The organism is Flavobacterium lipolyticum, from assembly GCF_020905335.1.
Classification (GTDB): domain Bacteria; phylum Bacteroidota; class Bacteroidia; order Flavobacteriales; family Flavobacteriaceae; genus Flavobacterium; species Flavobacterium lipolyticum.
The window spans coordinates 3,566,377-3,586,320 of record NZ_JAJJMN010000001.1 but is presented as its reverse complement, the minus strand read 5'-3'; the positions used below and the strand labels follow the sequence as shown (position 1 = coordinate 3,586,320).

The 19,944-nt window shown below is 35.4% G+C and carries 13 protein-coding genes; 11 read left to right on the top strand and 2 right to left on the bottom strand.

Going from position 1 to position 19,944, the window contains the following annotated elements; genetic code table 11:
- Positions 1-528: 528 nt before the first annotated feature.
- From LNQ34_RS15290 to LNQ34_RS15280, 3 genes are all read left to right on the top strand, one after another.
- Complete coding sequence (locus LNQ34_RS15290) at positions 529-2,835, top strand: type IA DNA topoisomerase (protein WP_230000349.1); 2,307 nt, start codon at positions 529-531, stop codon at positions 2,833-2,835.
- A gap of 160 nt (positions 2,836-2,995) precedes the next feature.
- The gene (locus LNQ34_RS15285) at positions 2,996-3,472 is read left to right on the top strand and encodes a DUF6265 family protein (protein ID WP_202704071.1); all 477 of its coding nucleotides are present in this window, start codon (positions 2,996-2,998) and stop codon (positions 3,470-3,472) included.
- 35 nt (positions 3,473-3,507) lie between these two features.
- A complete protein-coding gene (locus LNQ34_RS15280) occupies positions 3,508-4,014 on the top strand; it encodes a hypothetical protein (protein WP_230000348.1) in 507 nt (168 codons plus the stop codon).
- Positions 4,015-4,190: 176 nt separating this feature from the next.
- On the opposite strand, the gene LNQ34_RS15275 is transcribed toward LNQ34_RS15280, so the two are convergent.
- Positions 4,191-5,351 (bottom strand): MFS transporter, encoded by a 1,161-nt coding sequence (locus tag LNQ34_RS15275; RefSeq protein WP_202704420.1) that lies wholly within the window; start codon positions 5,349-5,351, stop codon positions 4,191-4,193.
- A 259-nt stretch (positions 5,352-5,610) separates the two neighbouring features.
- Here LNQ34_RS15275 and LNQ34_RS15270 point away from each other — a divergent pair, with 259 nt between their 5' ends.
- Complete coding sequence (locus tag LNQ34_RS15270) at positions 5,611-8,037, top strand: TonB-dependent receptor (RefSeq protein ID WP_230000347.1); 2,427 nt, start codon at positions 5,611-5,613, stop codon at positions 8,035-8,037.
- Between the two features lie 54 nt (positions 8,038-8,091).
- On the opposite strand, the gene LNQ34_RS15265 is transcribed toward LNQ34_RS15270, so the two are convergent.
- Positions 8,092-9,081 (bottom strand): helix-turn-helix domain-containing protein, encoded by a 990-nt coding sequence (locus tag LNQ34_RS15265; protein WP_202704418.1) that lies wholly within the window; start codon positions 9,079-9,081, stop codon positions 8,092-8,094.
- Positions 9,082-9,299: 218 nt separating this feature from the next.
- On the opposite strand from LNQ34_RS15265, the gene LNQ34_RS15260 reads away from it, so the two are divergent.
- The 7 genes from LNQ34_RS15260 to LNQ34_RS15230 all read left to right on the top strand — a co-directional run bounded on the left by LNQ34_RS15260 (position 9,300) and on the right by LNQ34_RS15230 (position 19,907).
- The gene (locus LNQ34_RS15260; RefSeq protein WP_230000346.1) at positions 9,300-11,672 is read left to right on the top strand and encodes a TonB-dependent receptor; all 2,373 of its coding nucleotides are present in this window, start codon (positions 9,300-9,302) and stop codon (positions 11,670-11,672) included.
- A gap of 71 nt (positions 11,673-11,743) precedes the next feature.
- The gene (locus tag LNQ34_RS15255; protein ID WP_230000345.1) at positions 11,744-12,901 is read left to right on the top strand and encodes a PepSY-associated TM helix domain-containing protein; all 1,158 of its coding nucleotides are present in this window, start codon (positions 11,744-11,746) and stop codon (positions 12,899-12,901) included.
- A 2-nt stretch (positions 12,902-12,903) separates the two neighbouring features.
- Entirely contained in the window at positions 12,904-14,034 is a 1,131-nt protein-coding gene (locus tag LNQ34_RS15250) for an alpha/beta hydrolase (protein ID WP_230000344.1), read from the top strand.
- A gap of 102 nt (positions 14,035-14,136) precedes the next feature.
- The gene (locus LNQ34_RS15245) at positions 14,137-14,862 is read left to right on the top strand and encodes a hypothetical protein (protein WP_230000343.1); all 726 of its coding nucleotides are present in this window, start codon (positions 14,137-14,139) and stop codon (positions 14,860-14,862) included.
- A 264-nt stretch (positions 14,863-15,126) separates the two neighbouring features.
- Positions 15,127-17,397, top strand: a complete 2,271-nt coding sequence (locus LNQ34_RS15240) for a TonB-dependent siderophore receptor (protein ID WP_230000342.1) — start codon at positions 15,127-15,129, stop codon at positions 17,395-17,397.
- 184 nt (positions 17,398-17,581) lie between these two features.
- The gene (locus LNQ34_RS15235) at positions 17,582-18,895 is read left to right on the top strand and encodes an APC family permease (protein WP_230000341.1); all 1,314 of its coding nucleotides are present in this window, start codon (positions 17,582-17,584) and stop codon (positions 18,893-18,895) included.
- A 376-nt stretch (positions 18,896-19,271) separates the two neighbouring features.
- Complete coding sequence (locus tag LNQ34_RS15230) at positions 19,272-19,907, top strand: GyrI-like domain-containing protein (RefSeq protein ID WP_230000340.1); 636 nt, start codon at positions 19,272-19,274, stop codon at positions 19,905-19,907.
- Positions 19,908-19,944 lie beyond the last annotated feature (37 nt).

Here is a 19,944-nt window from a genome sequence, read left to right as displayed (position 1 = left end):
TTTGTAACTTTATAACTTTGTAACTCTATTATTTCAATACCACTTTTAAGCTTCTGTTTGTGGTTTTTATGCTTTATTCATGGGCTATAAAATTAAAATTATCAAAAGTTTTTTCACGCAGATTCCACAAATCAATGCAGATTCTATATGATTTCTGTAAATTATTCCGCGTGCATCTGCTCAAATCTCTTTAAATCTGCGGGAAACAAAAACCTTTGCAACTTTGCCCCTTTGTAACTTTGTAACTCTATTATTTAATACCACTTTTAAGCTTCTGTTTGTGGGTTTTATGCTTTATTCATGGGCTATAAAATTAAAATTATCAAAAGTTTTTTCACGCAGATTCCACAAATCAATGCAGATTCTATATGATTTCTGTAAATTATTCCGCGTGCATCTGCTCAAATCTCTTTAAATCTGCGGGAAACAAAAACCTTTGCATCTTTGTCCCTTTGTAACTTTGTAACTCTATTATTTCAATACCACTTTTAAAATTCCTAATTTCGCTTTTGAATTAGAAAGAGAAAAATGAAGGTCTGTATTGCTGAGAAACCAAGTGTCGCACGTGAAATCGCATCCGTTTTGGGAGCCAATACCAAACACGATGGTTATTTTGAAGGCAATGGTTATGCTGTAACCTACACTTTCGGGCATTTATGTACCTTAAAAGAACCCAACGATTACAAACCCCATTGGAAAAGTTGGGATTTGAACAACTTACCCATGCTTCCTGAGAAATTTGAAACCAAAGTGGTACAAAGTTCAAGCATCCAAAAGCAATTTAAAATCGTAAAAAGTCTGTTTGACAAAGCCGAAGTAGTCATCAACTGTGGGGATGCCGGGCAGGAAGGAGAACTTATTCAGCGTTGGGTGATGAATGAGGCACATTATAAGGGCGAAGTACAGCGTTTATGGATTTCGTCTCTAACCACCGAAGCCATCAAAGAAGGTTTTGAAAATCTGAAACCCTCTGAAAACTACGACAATTTATTCTATGCCGGATTCTCAAGGGCTATTGGCGATTGGCTGCTGGGAATGAATGCTACCCGCTTGTATACCGTAAAACATGGCGGTTACAAACAAGTGCTGTCTATCGGACGTGTACAGACACCTACATTGGCCATGGTAGTGGACCGATTTAAAGAAATCGAAAATTTTAAACCTCAGCCGTATTGGGAACTGCAGACTTTATACCGAGAAACTCTTTTTAGTTATGAAGAAGGACGTTTCCTTAAAAAAGAAGATGGAGAGCTTCTGGCCAATAAAGTCAAAGAAAGTGAATTCGAAATTGTTTCGGTTGAAAAAAAGAACGGAAACGAATACGCTCCAAAGCTATTTGATTTAACAGGTCTGCAAGTATACTGCAATACCAAATTTGGATTTTCGGCAGATGAAACGCTTAAAATCGTACAAACTTTATACGAACAAAAAGTAGTCACCTATCCCAGAGTAGATACCACCTTCTTACCAAATGACATTTATCCAAAAGTACCAGGAATTCTGCAAAAATTAACGAAATATGCCGAATTGACCCAACCGCTTTTAGAGAAAAAAATAAAAAAATCACCAAAGGTTTTCAACGATAAAAAAGTTACAGATCACCATGCGATTATCCCTACCGGAATAGAAGCTCATTTGCAATTCAACCAGCAGCAGGTCTATGACATTATTACGAAACGTTTTATTGCCGTATTTTACGATGATTGTCTCGTAGCCAATACCACAGTAATTGGTAAAGCCGCTGACGTAACTTTCAGAACCACCGGAAAAGAGATCTTAAAAAAAGGGTTTCGTGTCGTATTTGAAGACCCAAACGCTAAAGAAAGAGAAGCGGATTTGTTACCCAGTTTTGTGGTGGGAGAAAAAGGGCCGCATGAGCCTTCTTTTTTGCAAAAAGAAACCAAACCACCCAACCAGTTTACCGAAGCGACTTTGCTGCGTGCTATGGAAACTGCCGGAAAACAAGTCGATGATGAAGATCTTCGCGAACTCATGAAAGAAAACGGTATTGGTCGTCCGTCAACAAGGGCGAATATTATCGAGACACTTTTCAAACGTCAGTATATCGTTCGAAACAAAAAACAGGTTTTGCCAACGCCTACGGGAATTCAGCTAATTGATACGATTCAGAACGAACTTATCAAATCGGCTGAGCTAACAGGTTCCTGGGAAAAGCAACTGAAAGATATCGAAAAAGGAACTTTTACTGCAGGAGCTTTTATTAAAAACATGAAACGCATGGTAGAAGCTTTGGTCACCGAAGTACGAAGCGAAACCAGACATGCTAATATTTCGCATGCAGCAACGATTGAAAAACCAGTTGTAAAAGCAGAGAAAAAGAAAGCCGCGGGAATTTTAGCCGAAACCTGTCCAAAATGCCAAAAAGCTACTTTAATAAAAGGAAAATCGGCTTTTGGGTGCGGTAATTATAAATCGGGTTGTGATTTTCTGCTGCCTTATACTTTTGCAGAGAAAAAAATATCCGAAAATCAATATTTAAGATTGGTTCAGAAAGGATCTACTGTAAACATAAAAGGGTTTAAAACCGAAGAAGGAACTGTTGAAGGTTTGATTCGCTTTGAAGAAAATTACAAACTTAAATTAGAGACGAAGAAAACCACTCCGAAAGCAAAATCAGTGACAGCAGCATCTGATGCCTTAACGTGTCCAAAATGTCAAAAAGGAACAATTCTCAAGGGTAAAACGGCCTACGGCTGTAGTGAATACAAATCAGGTTGTGATTTTAAAGTTACTTTTGACGATGTACGAGCCAAATTAAAAGATCAGAAACCAACAAAGGAATTGGTATATTCGATTCTTTGTGAATTTTGTTAGATGTGAATTTTCTGAAATGTTAGATTTTAGACATTAGACGTTAAATCTGAAATGCGTTACCATTTTACTTTTTACTTTTCACATTTCACATCTCACTTTTTAAAACAAACCATTCTTTTTCATACTTTAGCCTTTTGATTTAACACCAAAACGTATAGATATGTTTCAAAAAATTACCCTTTCAGTGCTTTTAATCGCTGCTGTTTCCTGCCAGAAGAAAGATTCTGCTGAAAAAGATAAAATCAAAGTCGCAGACTGGTTAATAGGAAACTGGGAAAACAAATCTCCGGACGGTATTCTGACTGAAAATTGGCAAAAACTAAATGACAGTACTTTTAGTGCAGCCTCTTATTTCATTAAAGAAAAAGATACTATTCATTTCGAAAACATCGTGTTATCTCAAAAAGAAGAAACCTTAACTTATTTTGCAACGGTGAAAGGCCAGAATGATGATAAACCGGTGGCTTTTCAATCGACTGCTGAATCAGACAAACAATTGGTTTTTGAAAATCCGAAACACGATTATCCGCAAAAAATAACCTATACAAAAGGAGCGAATAATACTTTAACTGCTGAGATTTCCGGAAATTTAAACGGTAAACCAAGTTCAGAGAAATTTGTGATGACGAAGAAATAGTTCTCCAATTATATCCATAATAGATAGAAAAATCAATGAATAGGAAATTTATTATTGGAAAATTAGAAATTAGAAAACTAATTCTTTCAGATTTAATATATCTATTTTTGTACATAATTGTAATATTCTACTATATATACATCAATAAATATAACCCAGCAGACAAACTTTCAACTTCATTTATAATTTCCTTAATCATTGGATTTTTAACTATTTCTTCTCCTTTTGGACTAAGATTTAGAAATGTTTATTTTTCTATAATCTGGTTATTATTATCAACTGCATTTTCTATTAACAATTCTCTTATTGCAATAATTCCTTTGCTAACTTTCTTTCAGTATCATTTAATTAGATTAATATTTTGGAAAATATACAATAGGGAATTAATCCCTTATGAAACAGGAAGAGGGACAATGTTTAGATATAAAAGCTATTTTGAGAAAAAAAGTGGGGATCTAAAAGATAAACAATTTACAAAAATTCTTTTATTCACGGGAATTCTAATAATTTTTCTCTGCTTCATATCTCTTATTAAAGATTAAACAATAAACAACTTTGAAACTTTGTATCTCAGTGCCTTAGCAACTCAAAAAAACAGTTCATCCCTACGAAATTTAAAAACTACGAGCTTCGCGATTAAAAAAACTCAGAACCTTAGCAACTTAGTAGCTTAGTCCCTTTCCAACAAAAGCTTAGTATCTTAGCCCCTCAGAAAAAATCACTCCTTCTCCCCGATTTTATTGACCATCAAAATCATCAGTATCCCCAGAAGTGCCATTATTAAAAATGCCCATTTCATACTTAAATATTCAGAGATAAAACCAACCATAGGCGGAACCAGTAAAAATCCTAGATAGCCAATTGTAGAGATAGAGGTTAAGGCTGAACCGCTGCTTAATTTAGATGATCTTCCGGCGATACTAAATACAAGCGGAACGACACAGGAAACTCCAAATCCAATCAGGACATAGCCAAAAATTGTTGGATAAGCATACGGCAGGGCAAAACAAATCGCAAAACCCGTTGTGATTAAAACTCCGCTGTAAAACAAAATCCGTTTGGTGCCAAATTTCATTACGCCATAATCCCCAAACAGACGTCCCAAGGTTACTGCTGTTGCAAAAAAGACAAAGGCGGCGCTGGTTAGTTTTGGAGAAGCTTTTAGTATGTTTTTAAAATAAATACCGCTCCAGTCGTACATGGTATTTTCGCAGGCCATAGACACAAAACAAATCAGGGCGAACTTTATCAGATTTTTTTCCGGCATCGAAAAGAACTTCTTTTTTACCGGCACAGGCTCATTATGGATACTCATCGGATAAAAGCAAGCCGTAAGCCCCATCATAAAAACGCTAACGCCAAGTAAATGATGAATCGGTGCAATATGTTGTGTCACCATTACATAACCCAAACCTGCTCCCGAAAAAACAGCTATACTCCATACGGCATGAAAACGGGTTATAATTGATTTTGGATATAATTTCTGAACCTCCAGTGATTGTGCATTTATGGATAAGTTGAAAATGTTCCTCGAAGCTCCAAAAATTAAAAGTATGACGACCAACTGCCATACAAAAGCTGCTAAACCAGGTAACGCCAGAGCAATATTAAACATGATGGCTCCCAACAGCATAACATAACGACTGCTGTATTTATTTAACAGCATTCCTGTAAAAGGCATGGTCAGCATTAAACCAATCGGAAAGGCAAATAAAACAGCGCCAAACTCAGCTTCAGACAGATGCAATTGCGCCTGTATATGCGGAATACGGGACACCCAGGAAGAATATCCAAATCCTGAGAGGAAAAAAAATACAGTATTGGCCAAACGGTATCCTTTAGGTGAATGCTGCAGTTTTTTCAAGAAAGGTAAAATCATGGGGAAGTTTTCAATTTGGATACAAAATTAAGGCTTTCAGCATGTAACTGCTACTCTTTTTAAGTTTTTTAATAAACGTCAGAAATTTAATTCATTCTGCATATACCCCTCTAAATTTTGAAAAAAGTAACTCAAATATAACTCAAACTTCATAAAATCAAGCTCCAAACTATTTGTTAAAGAAATAGTATTCTTTACATTTGCATTGTTTTTATTAATTCTAAATAAAAATAATTACTTTAACCAAACTCAATATAAAATGAAATATTCTATTGTGAAAACCTATCGTTTTCTACTTACAATCAGTTTCCTTTTTTCTTTTTTCGGTTCATTTGCCCAGCAAAATTTCGGAAAAATAAAAGGGACAATCACAACATCTGATGGTGATGCTGCACCAGGTGTAAATGTTATCCTTAAAAACTCAAAATACACTACCATTAGTAATGAGGACGGCGCTTTTGAATTTAACAGAGTAAGACCAAACACCTACACTTTGCAAGTTTCTTTAGCCGGTTATGAAACTCTGGAACAGGAAGTAATTGTTTCGATCAATGAAAATACAACACTTAACTTACAGTTGAAGGTTTCGAACAAACAGTTAAAAGAGGTAATCATTACCAATAATCGAAGAAAAGCTTTTCCGAAGCAAAGTACTTATGTTTCAAAAATGCCTTTAAAGAATGTCGAAAATCCCCAGGTTTACAATATCGTTTCATCTGAATTAATTAAGGAACAAGCCATTACAAATTATGAAGATGCCTTAAAAAATGTACCCGGAATTCAAAAGTTATGGGAATCTACAGGTCGTGGCGGTGATGGTGGTTCGTATTATAGTCTTCGTGGATTTGAAGTCCAGGCCAATATTGTAAACGGATTACCGGGTTTAACCAACGGAAGTTTAGATCCGGCAAACGTTGAACGCATCGAAGTCATAAAAGGTCCATCCGGAACTTTATTTGGCAGCAGTTTAGTGAGCTATGGCGGACTTATTAATACCGTTACCAAAAAACCATATAGTGGCTTTGGTGGTGAAGTCTCTTATCTGGCCGGAAGTTTCGGTTTAAATCGTATTACTGCCGATATCAATACTCCTCTAGACGATGCCGATAATGTTATTTTTAGAATTAATACTGCTTATCAAACCGAAAACAGTTTTCAGGATGCCGGATTTCGTACTTCATTTTTTGTAGCTCCTTCCCTTTCTTATAAAGTAAACGATAAGCTTTCCTTTTTGATCCATACGGAGTTAATGCTGGAAGAAAAAACAACGCCCTCAATGCTATTTTTAGGCAGAGATTCCGCTTTACAATATGCTAACTTAACCGAATTAAACTATAATACCGATTTATCATTTTACAGCAACGATCTATCAATAAAAAATCCAAGATACAGTCTTCAGGGACAGATGAATTACAAAATTTCTGAGCAATGGACTTCGCAAACGGTTTTATCCAGAAGTTCATCAAAATCGAGAGGTTATTACACTTATATCTATGACAATGAAGACGGAAATAAAGATTTCGGATTTAACATCACCAAAGAACAATCACAAACCGTAACAACTGATATTCAACAGAATTTTATTGGTGATTTTAAAATTGGATCCATGCGCAATCGTCTTGTTGCAGGTTTGGATTATTTTGAAAGAAATGTAATGTCCGGAGGTTCCGGTTATGGCCGTCTTTACAACATTACAGCACAGGGCGAAGTGAGACAATTAAATGCTGCCAATCCTTATTATCTGACCCAAACGTCTGTTGATAAACTTCTGGCAAATGAAAAGGCCGGAAACTTTAATCAACAAGATGCTACTTATAGCGTCTATGCGTCTGATGTACTTAACATTACTTCTAAATTGTTAGCCATGGCTAGTTTAAGAGTTGATTATTTTGATACGAAAGGTGACATCAAAAATAAGAATGACGATTATACACAAACGGCTTTATCGCCAAAATTCGGATTATTATACCAGCCCGTCGAAGATAAGTTAGCCGTATTTGCCAATTACATGAATGGCTTCAGAAATATTGCTCCAGCCGTGACTTATGACTCTGATGGCAATTTAATCGGTTCCAAAACTTTTGAGGCGGAACATGCCAATCAATTGGAATTTGGAGTTAAAGCGACTATTTTCGAAGATAAATTAAATGCTACTGTGAGTTACTATAACATTAATGTAGCCAATTTAGTGACCAGTAATCCATTGTACAGCTCCCAGGGTGGTGAAGCGCAAAGCAAAGGTTTTGAATTTGACCTGAATGCTGCGCCAATAAAAGGATTAAGTATAATTGCCGGATACAGCTACAACGACAGTAAAATTACAAAAGGTGATGTTGGAAATGTTTGGCTGGAGCAAGGCAAAAGACCCTTTTGGTCAGGTCCTAAAAACTTAGTAAACTTATGGGCTACTTATAAATTTGAAGAAGGTACATTAGAGAATTTCGGTATTGGTTTTGGAGGAAATTATGCCAGTGAAAATGCCATTCTGAACAGTTCCAAAACCGGAAAATTTGTATTGCCGGATTATACTGTAATCAATGGCTCGGTTTTCTATAATTCAAATAAATTCCGCGTAGCTTTTAACATCAATAATATTGCAAACAAAGACTATTTTAATGGTGGGTGGTCTACTCTAAATCCACAAAAACCCAGAAATGTTGTAGCCAGTTTCGCCTACAAATTCTAATACAAACTCTCTGATAAAGATAAAAAAGGGGCTAATTTAAAAGATTAGTCCCTTTTACTTTTTTAGCTTACTGGGCAGATATCCAAACGTTTTTTTGAACGCTACGGTAAAATGGTGCGGGTTTTTATAACCTAATTCTTCAGAAACAACAGATATCGGGAGATCCTTTTCTAATATCATTTGTTTCGCATATTCCATTCTCACCTGCGTCAAATAATTAAAAACAGTAGCATTAAAAACCATCTTAAAATATTTTTTAATTTTAAAATTATTCAGTCCTACCTGCGATGCAATACTCGCTAAAGTATGTTTTTCTTTAAATTGTGTTTTTAAAATATTTTCGACTTCAAGGATTTTAACATAATCGCATGCACTAAGTTCTACGCTTACTTTGGTATTTTCTTCTTCATTTATAATGGTAAATAAATACGAAAGAATCTCTACTACTTTTGATTCCAAAAAAGCTTTTTTAATGGCTCCGGAGTACGAACATTGCAAGATATCTTCTATCAAAACATTCAGTTTAGGCGAAATACTTTTGCTCGTATCCCACATTGCGTATGAGGTATGAGTAGCTATTGCTTCTGCCAAAAGCGGAATGGTGGTTTTTAAATTTGGGTAAAACAGCTGCTCTAAATAGGATGCCGTAAACGTGATTTCGAGCGTTTTTCTTCTTTTAGTCCGATAATTTAAAATGCCTTTTATTTTGGGCAAATAAAACAAATTATAGTGTCCCTGCGGAATATAAATCCCTCTGTCTGATGCATTCTCGGGACAGTATTCATTATCACCCTCCATTTCAATATGAAGCTTTATGAACGAAAAATCGTGCTCTACTTCAATCGAGTAAAATTCATTTTCTATTATTAGATCTCTTGCCACCAAATGAACCCCATCTAACATTATATCGGTAATGACACCTCTAATTCCTTTGTAATTATAATTGATTTTCTTCTCGACAAGATCTTCCTTATTAAACCGAATAGGATCATTTACAACAACCAGTTCTCGCTTAAAAATATCACTTCTCATCACTGTTTTCATCGCTAAAATTCTATTTGCTGCTACGGGTTTAAACGCATAATTATAGTCTATAACTTACTAATTACAAGACGATTTCATTTAAATCCTTATTGCGTTTATATTAATCCTTATTGCGTTTATTATGTTTTTATTAACATATTACTTTTGCGTAAAATTATCAATTTATAACCAATCTAAATAAATATAGTATGCTTTTTATTATACCAAGGGTAAAAAAGATGTTAACCACCCCCATTTACATGCTTCTTCTGGTTTGTTTTTTCATTACAAATGCATTTTCCCAACAAAGTACAGGTTCTATAAAAGGAACTGTAATTACTTCAGATGACCACCTTGCCTCCTCCGTAAATATTACAGTACCAAAATTAAAAAAGTCAGCCCTCACAGATGAAAATGGTGTTTTTATTTTAAGCCAGGTGCCTACAGGAACATATGAAATCGAAATTAATATGATGGGACATATTCCATCAAAACAGCAAATTACAGTCAGTGCAAATGAAACCTCAACGGTTTCATTTCAATTAGAATCTTCTTTAAAAGAATTACAGGAAGTTGTGGTTGTTTCTGCCGCCAAAAAATTTGCTAAAAAACAAAGTGAATATGTCGCGAGATTACCGATTGCAAATCTTGAAAACCCGCAAGTGTATACCGTCGTTCCCAAAGAACTCTTTGTAGAACAAATAGCTGTTGATTTCAGAAGTGCTTTAAACTCGGCTCCGGGATTAAACAACGTGACGCAAAGTGTGGGTTCTGGAGGAGTTGGATTAAGTTTAAGAATGCGTGGTTTTAGCGGTTCATCGGCAGCGGGATCAATCCGTAACGGAATGAACACAAACTGGGTAACGATGAGTGATCCTGTAAACCTGGAAAGTATCGAAGTAATCAAAGGACCATCAGCAACCTTGTTTGGCTCGTCCTTAACCACTTATGGCGGTCTTATCAACAGAGTGACTAAAAAGCCTTTTGACTTTATGAAAGGTGAAGTAAGTTATACGACCGGAAGCTGGGCTCTAAGTCGTACAACTATCGATTTTAATACACCTCTTAATGAAGAAAAAACAATGCTTTTTAGGATTAACGCCGCTTTAGACAACCAAAAAACATGGCAGGATTATGGCAAAAGCCACACTTTTGTCGTGGCTCCTTCCTTTACTTATAAAGCCAGTGACCGTTTGACCTTTGACTTTGATTTAGAATTGTATCAAGGAAACCGTAATTCAACTTCTATTGGTTTAGGAAGCGGTACACCACCAGTAAAAAGTCTGAATGATTTACATTTTGATTTCAAAAAATCGTATGCGACAGATGATTTACAATCGGAAGCAAAAAACACCAATATTTTTGCAAAAGCCACCTATCAATTGTCAGATCAATGGGTTTCGCAAACTAATTTTTCTAATGCTTTTACCGACAATAAGGCCAATTATTTGTTCTTACTGATCAATACGGCTGCGAATTCTGGTATTACTTTACAACGAAGATTGTACAACATCAACAGTACCTTTAAAACGTCACAAATTCAACAAAACTTTATCGGGAATTTCAATATTGGAAGCCTTAAAAACCGATTACTTTTAGGGATCGATTACACCTATATCAGTACAAATGATAACAGATGGCTCATTAATAATTATGATACCGCTGTTGCAAATCCTGCCCTTACCATCAACGGAAATGCCGCTTTTATCAATATGGAGAAATACAAACAGCTTATCGCTAATATGACGGCGCCAACTGTAGTTAACACCAGAGATTTTAGAACATTAAGTTTTTATGCTTCGGATGTGATCAATATTACCGATCGATTTATTGCTATGGCCAGCGCGCGTTTTGATCATTACGAAAACAAAATTGCACAGTACAATCAGAATGCTGTTTCTCCAAAATTTGGTTTAGTGTATCAGGTTGTTAAAGACAAAGTTTCGGTTTTTGGAAATTATATGAACGGATTCAGCAATGTGTCGCCAGCACCAACTGCAGACAATCCAAATGGTTTGACAGAGTTTAAACCTGAAGAAGCAAACCAGTTAGAAGGTGGTGTAAAAATTGAATTACTGGGAGGAAAACTAAACGGTACTTTGAGTTACTATGATATTAAAGTAAAAAACAAATTGCGTACAGATCCTAACAATCCTTTATTTTCTGTTCAGGATGCAACGCAAAGCAGTAAAGGTTTTGAGGCCGATCTGATTGCAAATCCGTTTAGAGGCTTACACATTATTGTAGGCTACGGTTATAACCAAAGTGAATACACCAAAGCAAACCCAAGTCTTGAAGGAAAAAAACCTTACTCTACTCCTGCTAATGTTGCTAATTTCTGGATTAGCTATAAAATCTTAGACGGACAAGCCAAAGGAGTTGGTTTTGGTTTTGGCGGAAACACTCAAAGTGATAGCTATTTAAATGATGCCAACACCTTTACAGCAAACGGATACACCACATTAGATGCCAGTGTCTTCTATGAAAAACAAAAATTTAGATTAGGGCTAAAAGTCAATAATCTTGCGAACAAAGAATATTGGTCAGCAGATTATTGGGCTAATATGATGCCAACAAGACAATTAGTAGCTAATCTTACTTTTAAATTTTAATTCTTTTTAATTAGTTATAACCAAGCTATCATATCTTATCGATTGTAGCTTGGTTTTTATCGTTTTACAGTATGTCTGGAAATACAATCAAAAAAAACAAACAAAAAAGCAAATGGAGTAAACTGAATCATTGGCTCCACTTATGGTTAGGACTTACTTCCGGAATTATTGTATTTATTGTAGCGCTTACAGGAGTATTATTTATCTTTTGCGATAATATTATTGATGGTTTGGCTTATGATTCCTTATATGTTTCTGAAGTAAAAGAACAAAAACTAATTCCGGAAGAAATTATAAGGGCTTTCAAAACACAACTGCCCAATCGTAAACCCAGTTATTTTATTACCTACAGAGATCCCGAAAGAACCATTAAGATGGCTTCGTCGACCAAAGACCGGGATTTGCAATTTTCATGGATCGATCCTTATACAGGCAAAGTTTTAACTTCCGGAAAGGCTTATGATTTCTTCTATGTCATTGCCCACATACACAGCGGTCATATTCCTTTTGGAGATATCGGAAATTTAATTATAGAAATTTCAGTTTGGATTTTTCTAATCGAATTAATTACAGGACTTATCTTATGGTGGCCAAAAAAATGGAACCGATCTACCAAACTGCAAAGCTTTACTATTAAAAAAAATGCCAGTTTTAAACGACTCAACTACGATTTACACAATGTTCCCGGATTTTACAACCTATTGCCCGCCTTATTGATTACTATTACCGGTTTAATTATTGTTAACAAACCTTTAAACTCAGCGACGCAAAAAGTATTTGGAGGTATGCCGCGCGCTTACTCTAAATTTCGGGACATCAAACCTGAATATGACAGTACTAAAACATTTGCAGCATTAAACCCAATAATAGAACGATTATTTGCAAAAGACAAAACGATCGAACAAGTCAAATTATCGATTGCCGCAAAAGACAGCATTACCAGTTTATTTGCAGTTACCGCCGAAGATATTGGTTTGAAAGGCGTTCAAAACGGGAAAACTTTTGTGCTTAATCGCTATACAGGCCAGGAATTTGAAATACCCGTAAAAGTAATGAACGGTTTAGATATTGACGACACAACGATGAATCTCCACATTGGTTTTTGGGCCGGATGGATTGGAAAAACACTGACTTTACTTGTGGGACTTGTATGCATGTTTCTTCCCGTGACAGGTTTTTTAATTTGGTACGGACGTCAGAATAAAAAGAAAAAAACACAATCAGTTTAAAAATGAAAAAAACAATTTTATTGCTATGCCTTTTTTGGTTTACGCCTTCCTTTTCGCAAGACAGCATCTCGATTGGCAGTAAGCATCATCTATTCTCTAAAGCATTAAATGAAGAACGAAACTTCTGGGTTTATCTTCCCCCCGATTACAACAGTACTAAATATGCTCCTGCAAAATATCCTGTTGTTTATTTACTAGATGCCGAGAGTAATTTTCATTCCTTTACCGGACTTCAGCAATCGCTTGCACGAGGACCTTATGCCAGAATTCCTCAAATGATAGTTGTTGGAATAACCAATACCAACCGAACCAGAGATCTTACCCCTACCGAAGCAAATCGTCAGGCCTTTTTTGATAAAAACAAAAAGATGTTTCAACAAAGCGGAGGCAATAAAAACTTCATCACTTTTTTAGAGAAAGAGCTACGTCCTTACATCGACTCCAATTACAGAACTTCGGGATATAATGTTTTAAACGGACATTCTTTTGGAGGATTAACAGCCATAAATATTCTGTTGAATCATACCTCATTCTTTAATTCTTATATCATTATTGACCCAAGTCTTTGGTGGGATAATGAACTTATGAATAAAAAAGCGGATTCACTTTTTAATACAAAAAATTTTGAACAGCGCAGTATTTATTTAGCCATGGCCGATAAAAAAAGTATTCCTCAGGACACCACAACAGATATGGCAAGAGGCATCAGAAAATTTGAAAAATTACTGAAAGATAAAAAGCCTAAAAACCTTCGCTGGGGTTTTAAATTTTATGACAATGAAGATCACGGAACCATTCCCATTCCGGCCGAATATGATGGTTTACGATTCCTTTTTGAAGAACATCTGGTTCAGGTAAAACAAGCTGTTATTGATCCAACACTGGTCGAAAAACAATATGCTAAATTATCTCAGCAAACCGGTTTTACCTTCCTCCCAACCGAAAGTTATCTGGATTGGATTGGCAATTATTGTTTGGACATTGATAAACCGCAACAGGCCCTTATTTTCTTTAAATATGCCGAAAAGTATTATCCGAAAAGTAAAAATGTACCTCACGCACTAGAAAAAGCATATATAAAAAATGGAGACACAAAACGAGCTGACGATATTCGGAAGAAAATCCAAAATTAGATTCATAATTTATTATTCATAATTATTCTAAATAAATATTGTCAGACTAATATTAAATTTTACATTTGTGATACGAAATTATTAACTCATTAATTGCATATTATGAAATCTAAAACTTTACAATCAATAACATTTTTACTTTTAATGTTAATTGCCAGCCCTACTCTATTTGCTCATGCCTTGTGGATCGAAACTAAAGCAGTGGGAGCTAAAGGAAAAGCTCAGGAAATATCTGTTTTCTTTGGAGAATTTTCAGATAATGATATTACAGCTTCGGCAAAATGGTTTTCGGATTTAAAAGATTTTTCACTGGTTGTAATTAGCCCGTCAAAAAAAGAAACAAAACTTACTGCTACAGCCTTAGAAAATAAATATCAGGCCTTTTTTACACCGGACGAAGATGGCGTTTATACGGTAGTGATGCATCATACGGTAAAAGATGTATACGGTACCATGAAATTAGATTACAACTCAAGCGCAACGGTTACCGTGGGCAATGCCACAAAAGGAAATGATGCTGCCGCAAATACAAACATCATTAGTGTCTTTGCTAAAGAAGTGACAGCGGCTAAACAAAAAACAGTACTAAACATCAATGCTTTGTATGAAGGTGCAGCGGCTAAAAAACAAAAAATAAAAGTAATTGCTCCAAATGGTTGGGAAAAAGAATTATGGAGCAATGACAAAGGAGAAATCTCTTTTACACCGCTTTGGTCAGGAAATTATATGGTAGAATTTGCTTATACCGAAAAAACTGCCGGAGAACATAATGGTAAAAATTACAACGAAATCTGGAAGATGGCAACTTATTTAATTGCCGTTAAATAAAATAGTCCATTCCTTATTTGATTATTTGATCATTTTATAGTTAGTTAGGCCTTGTTCGTAATGAGCAAGGCTTTTTTTAGCCTAAAATTTCTTTTACCCCCCTTTCTTCCTTACTTAATAAAATTTAAAAAAGCAAAATCTTAAGCTAATCTTAAGACTATTCTAATGAAATTTTAATCTAGAAAAACTCTGAAAATTTTGTTAAGACCGCATCTCGATATTACATTTGCAAAAATTTATTTTTATTAAATCTAAATAAGCGACATGAAATATAATTTACTACTTGCATTATCCTTTATAAGTTTTGCTTCTTACAGCCAAAACTATTCAAGCGACGAGGCAGCCTCAACTGCCAATGACACGGTAAAAAACAAAAAAGGAGAAATACTAAATGAAGTATTAATTAAAACCAATAGAGAGCCTAAACCGGTTACTGCAGTTCGTTCAGGATTAAAACCGATGGACAATCCACAAAGCATACAGGTTATTAGTTCTGATGTAATCGAACAACAACAAGCCATTCGTTTAAGTGAAGTTATTAAAAACGCTAATGGTGTTTATGTAGGTTCTGCCCGAGGTGGTGCAACGGAGTCTTTTTTCTCAAGAGGATACAACATGTCTGATAACAATATGTTTAAAAACGGATTTCGTTACAATTCAGGCTCCATTCCTGATGTTTCGGGTCTGGAGAAAGTTGAATTCTTAAAAGGAGGTTCGGCTTTATTGTTTGGAAACGTTGCACCGGGAGGTATCTTAAACCTGGTAACCAAAACACCTTCATTTAAATCAGGCGGTGAAGTATCGATGCAAATTGGAAGTTATGCGTTCTACAAACCTTCTTTCGATTTTTATGGTCCTCTTAGCAAGTCAATTGCTTTTAGAATAAACGGTTCTTACGAGAACTCTGAAAGCTTCAGAAATGTAGTAAAAAACGAACGTGTATATGTAAACCCGTCTTTACTTTTTATCATCAATCCAAAAACACAAATTACGGTACAAGGGGATTATTTAACAGCAGACTGGACTCCGGATTTTGGAACAGGACTTATCGGAAAACAAATTCTGGACCTGCCTCGTAATGCATTCTACGGATCACTTTGGTCTAATGGTACTACAAAATCAGCAAGTGCTTCGGTTTTATTAAACCATGATTTCAATAAAAACTGGAAGCTAAACTTTAATAGTTCTTTCCAAAGTTATGATAGAACTCAAAAATCTACAGCTCAGATGTCTAATATAACCAATAGTGGCGACTGGACCAGAGCATTAGTTCAAAATAAAAATTTAGAGCAGATATTGGGCGACCAATTAAGCTTACAAGGAAATTTCAATACCGGATCAGTAAAACATCAAGTATTCACAGGTGTTGATTGGGAAAACTCATTTGCTACCGGATACACTTATGCTTTTGATCCGGCAAATTATGACACTATCAATTTATTTACTTTTGATCCTTCAAAACAAAAAAATGATATTCCAAACGCAAGAGCGACTCAAATTCTAAAAACAGAAACCAATCGTTTTGGGGCTTATTTTCAGGATCTGATTTCGATTACAGAAAAAGTCAAAGTATTAGCAGGTATTCGTTGGTCATGGCAAGAAGGCCAAGCTACCACTTACAAAGAAACTTATAACACCGGTACAAAAGTTCAAACGGTCGCTCCGGAAAATGCAATAGCAGAAGTTGGTGCTAAAAAACTAGACAATGCTTTCTCTCCAAAAGTGGGTATTATCTATCAACCAACAAAAAGCACTTCATTATTTGCCAGCTACTCGAACTCGTTTTCACCAAATATAGGATTCACGGTTGACAACAAAACAATTGAAGCATCGATCATTGATCAATACGAAGCAGGTATTAAAAAAGAATTCTTTGAGGGCTTGTTAAGTACAAACTTAACGGTTTACCAAATCTCAAACAGCAATTTAGCTCAAACCGCACCATTTCTAGCCGATGGTATTACTGAAAATGTGAATTCAAGCATAAAAGTATTGGGTGGAGCTACTAAAAGTAAAGGGGTTGAAATTGATGTTACTGCAACACCTATTGAAGGACTTAATATTATTGCCGGTTATAGCTATAATGATATGCGTTATACTAAAACTTCAGGAACAAGTGGAAGTTTTGTAGCGGGAGATCAGGTTGTAAGAACACCTAAAAATACAGCCAACCTAAGTTTCTTCTATAAAGTACCGGAAGGAATGTTTAAAGGAGTTTCATTTGGAGCAATCGCTAACTATATTGGTAACCGTTTAGGTGGATGGAATGATGATTATCTGTGGACAGCTGTTAAGCCTACACCTGCCAATCCAAAACCAAATCCTGCTTACATTGTTACCATTAGAGACAGAGATATTCCTATCGAAGGTTACACTACTATTGATGCTTCTGTAGGTTACGAGTGGAGAAAATTCTCCGTTTTATGTAAACTATCTAATATTACAAATGAGTTGAATTATACTGTTCACGAAAATTACAGTATCAACCCAATTGCACCTCGTCAGGTTATGACAAGCTTAAAATATAAATTCTAAATTTTGAATTAGATTTTGCCCTCCGGACTTTTGCCGTATTTCAATAACGAAAACAAAAAAGTCTGGTTTTAAACAGAAAACCTCATCTGACAATAGATGAGGTTTTTTGTTTTCACTAAAGAAAGTAATCCGATTGTATTACTTTTGTTCCATAAAAATTCTCACCAAAACAAAACTCCGATATATGTCAGATGCTAAAAAAAATCAATTGCAAAAAAGTCTTGGCTTAAGTTTTAATATTGCTGTATTAATTGGAGGAACGATTGGCGTTGGAATTCTTCGTACACCCGGCAGCATTGCTTCCCTACTCGACAATTATTGGCTCATTATTGCTTCATGGCTCTTTGGAGGTTTATATGTTTTGTTAGGAGCCAACTCCTATGCAGAACTTTCCACAATGTTACCCAAAGCAGGAGGTTCCTATAACTATATTAAAAGAGCTTTTGGCGAATATGCCGGCTTTCTTTCCGGCTGGTTTGATTTTATCGTCAATGTAACACCACCGGCTTTTTATTGTATTGTTATTAGTGAGTACATTATTATTTTGTTTCCTGTACTCTCGAACTATTCTACCGTGATGGCAATTTCTTTATTACTTGCTTTTGTACTCATTCATTTAAGTGGTGTAAAAAACGGCAGCGTCATTCAGCAAATTACCAGTTTCTTAAAAGTAATCTGCTTTGTAGCCTTGGTCATAGCCTGTTTTATGTACACAGGCACCGAAGTTCCTAAAATCAAAACGGACCATTCTTTCTTTCAAATTGGACTAATCTTTGGCTTTTTCAAATCATTGCAGTTGATCATCGGGACTTACAACGGCTGGAACAGCGTTTGCTTTTTTGCCGAAGAAAACGATAACCCCAACAAAAATATTCCCAAATCATTGTACAGCGGTGTCTTTTTAGTGGTTGCCATTTATGTTTTGGTAAACACAGCTTTCTTTCATGTTTTACCAATTGAAACCCTGGCAAAATCAAATTTAGCCGCAGCAGATGTTGCCAAGATCCTTTTTGGAGAAAACGGAGCTATTATTGTTACGGTAATTTCCATTTTTTCATTAATCAGTATACTAAATGCTTTTATGATGATTCCGCCAAGAATCCTTTACGGATTAAGTCGTGACGGGTTCTTTTTCAAACAAGGAACAACAGTAAATAAAGGCGGAACACCAATTATAGCGCTTTTAGTTTCGTCGCTTTTCAGTTTATTTTTAATTTGCATTGGCTCTTTTGAAGTATTATTTTCTTTCGCAGCCTTTATCTCTATAATCGTTTGGGGATTAGCTTATCTTTCTCTCTTAAAACTAAGAGCCACTGAACCCAATTTACCACGTCCGTATCATTCTTTTTGGTATCCCTGGACGACAATATTTGCCTTTGTAGCCTCGATTGCCTTATTAATAGGATTTATTTTCAGCGATCCAAAAGGTTTTGCTATAATCGTTGTTCTCACTTTGATTTCTTATCCTGTATTTTTGTTTTTGAAGAAGAAAAAATAACGGCTTATTTTTAATCGCCACGAATTTTCGAATTTTATTTTTTACTATCCATGAAAACAAACAATTCGTGAATTCGTGGCGTTTTCTCTTTTTTGAAAAAAGCAACAGCTTCTTTTTATAGCCACGAATTCTCGAATTTTATTTTTTACTATCCATGAAAACAAACAATTCGTGAATTCGTGGCGTTTCCTCCTTTTTAAAAAAAAGCAACAGCTTCTTTTGATAGCCACGAATTCTCGAATTTTATTTTTTACTAACTATGAAAACAAACAATTCGTGAATTCGTGGCTATTTTTTTAAGAAAAAAGATGTAGAATATTTCTGCTGACATACTGTTGTCACATCCTGTGATTTAATTTGTAATAAAACTAAAAAGATGAGCAAACTAGATTTAACAAAAACCGACAAAGTATACTACAGGGCTAAAACTAATCCTGAGATCGTTTATATTGAAAAAACAAATTACATCTCGATTACAGGAAAAGGGGATCCTTCGGGACAAGAATTCTCGGAAAATATTCAGGCCTTGTATGCCACTGCTTATGCTATTAAATTTATGCAGAAAGCCGCAAATAATGATTTTGTTGTTCCAAAACTGGAAGCCTTATGGAGTTTTGATACTGAAAAATACAAAGGCATTTCTATGGATGAAGCTCCGCTAAAAATACCCCGAAGTGAGTGGGATTACAGAATTATGATCAGAATGCCGGATTTCGTAACTAAAGAACAAACAGAAGAAGCCATTCAAAGTACAGTAAATAAGAAACAAATAGAACGGGCGAAATCAATAGAATTTTACGAGATGGCGGAAGGCAAAGTAATACAGGTTCTTCATATCGGCCCCTTTGAAAATGAGCCTCAAACGCTGAAAAAAATACAGGAGTTTTCTACAGCACACCAGCTCGAGCAAAATGGTTTACACCATGAAATTTATTTATCAGACTTTCGAAAAACAGCTTCTGAAAAATTAAGAACCATACTTCGAGAACCTGTAAAACAAACCTATTTTTAATAGCCACGAATTCTCAAATTTTATTTTTTACTATCTG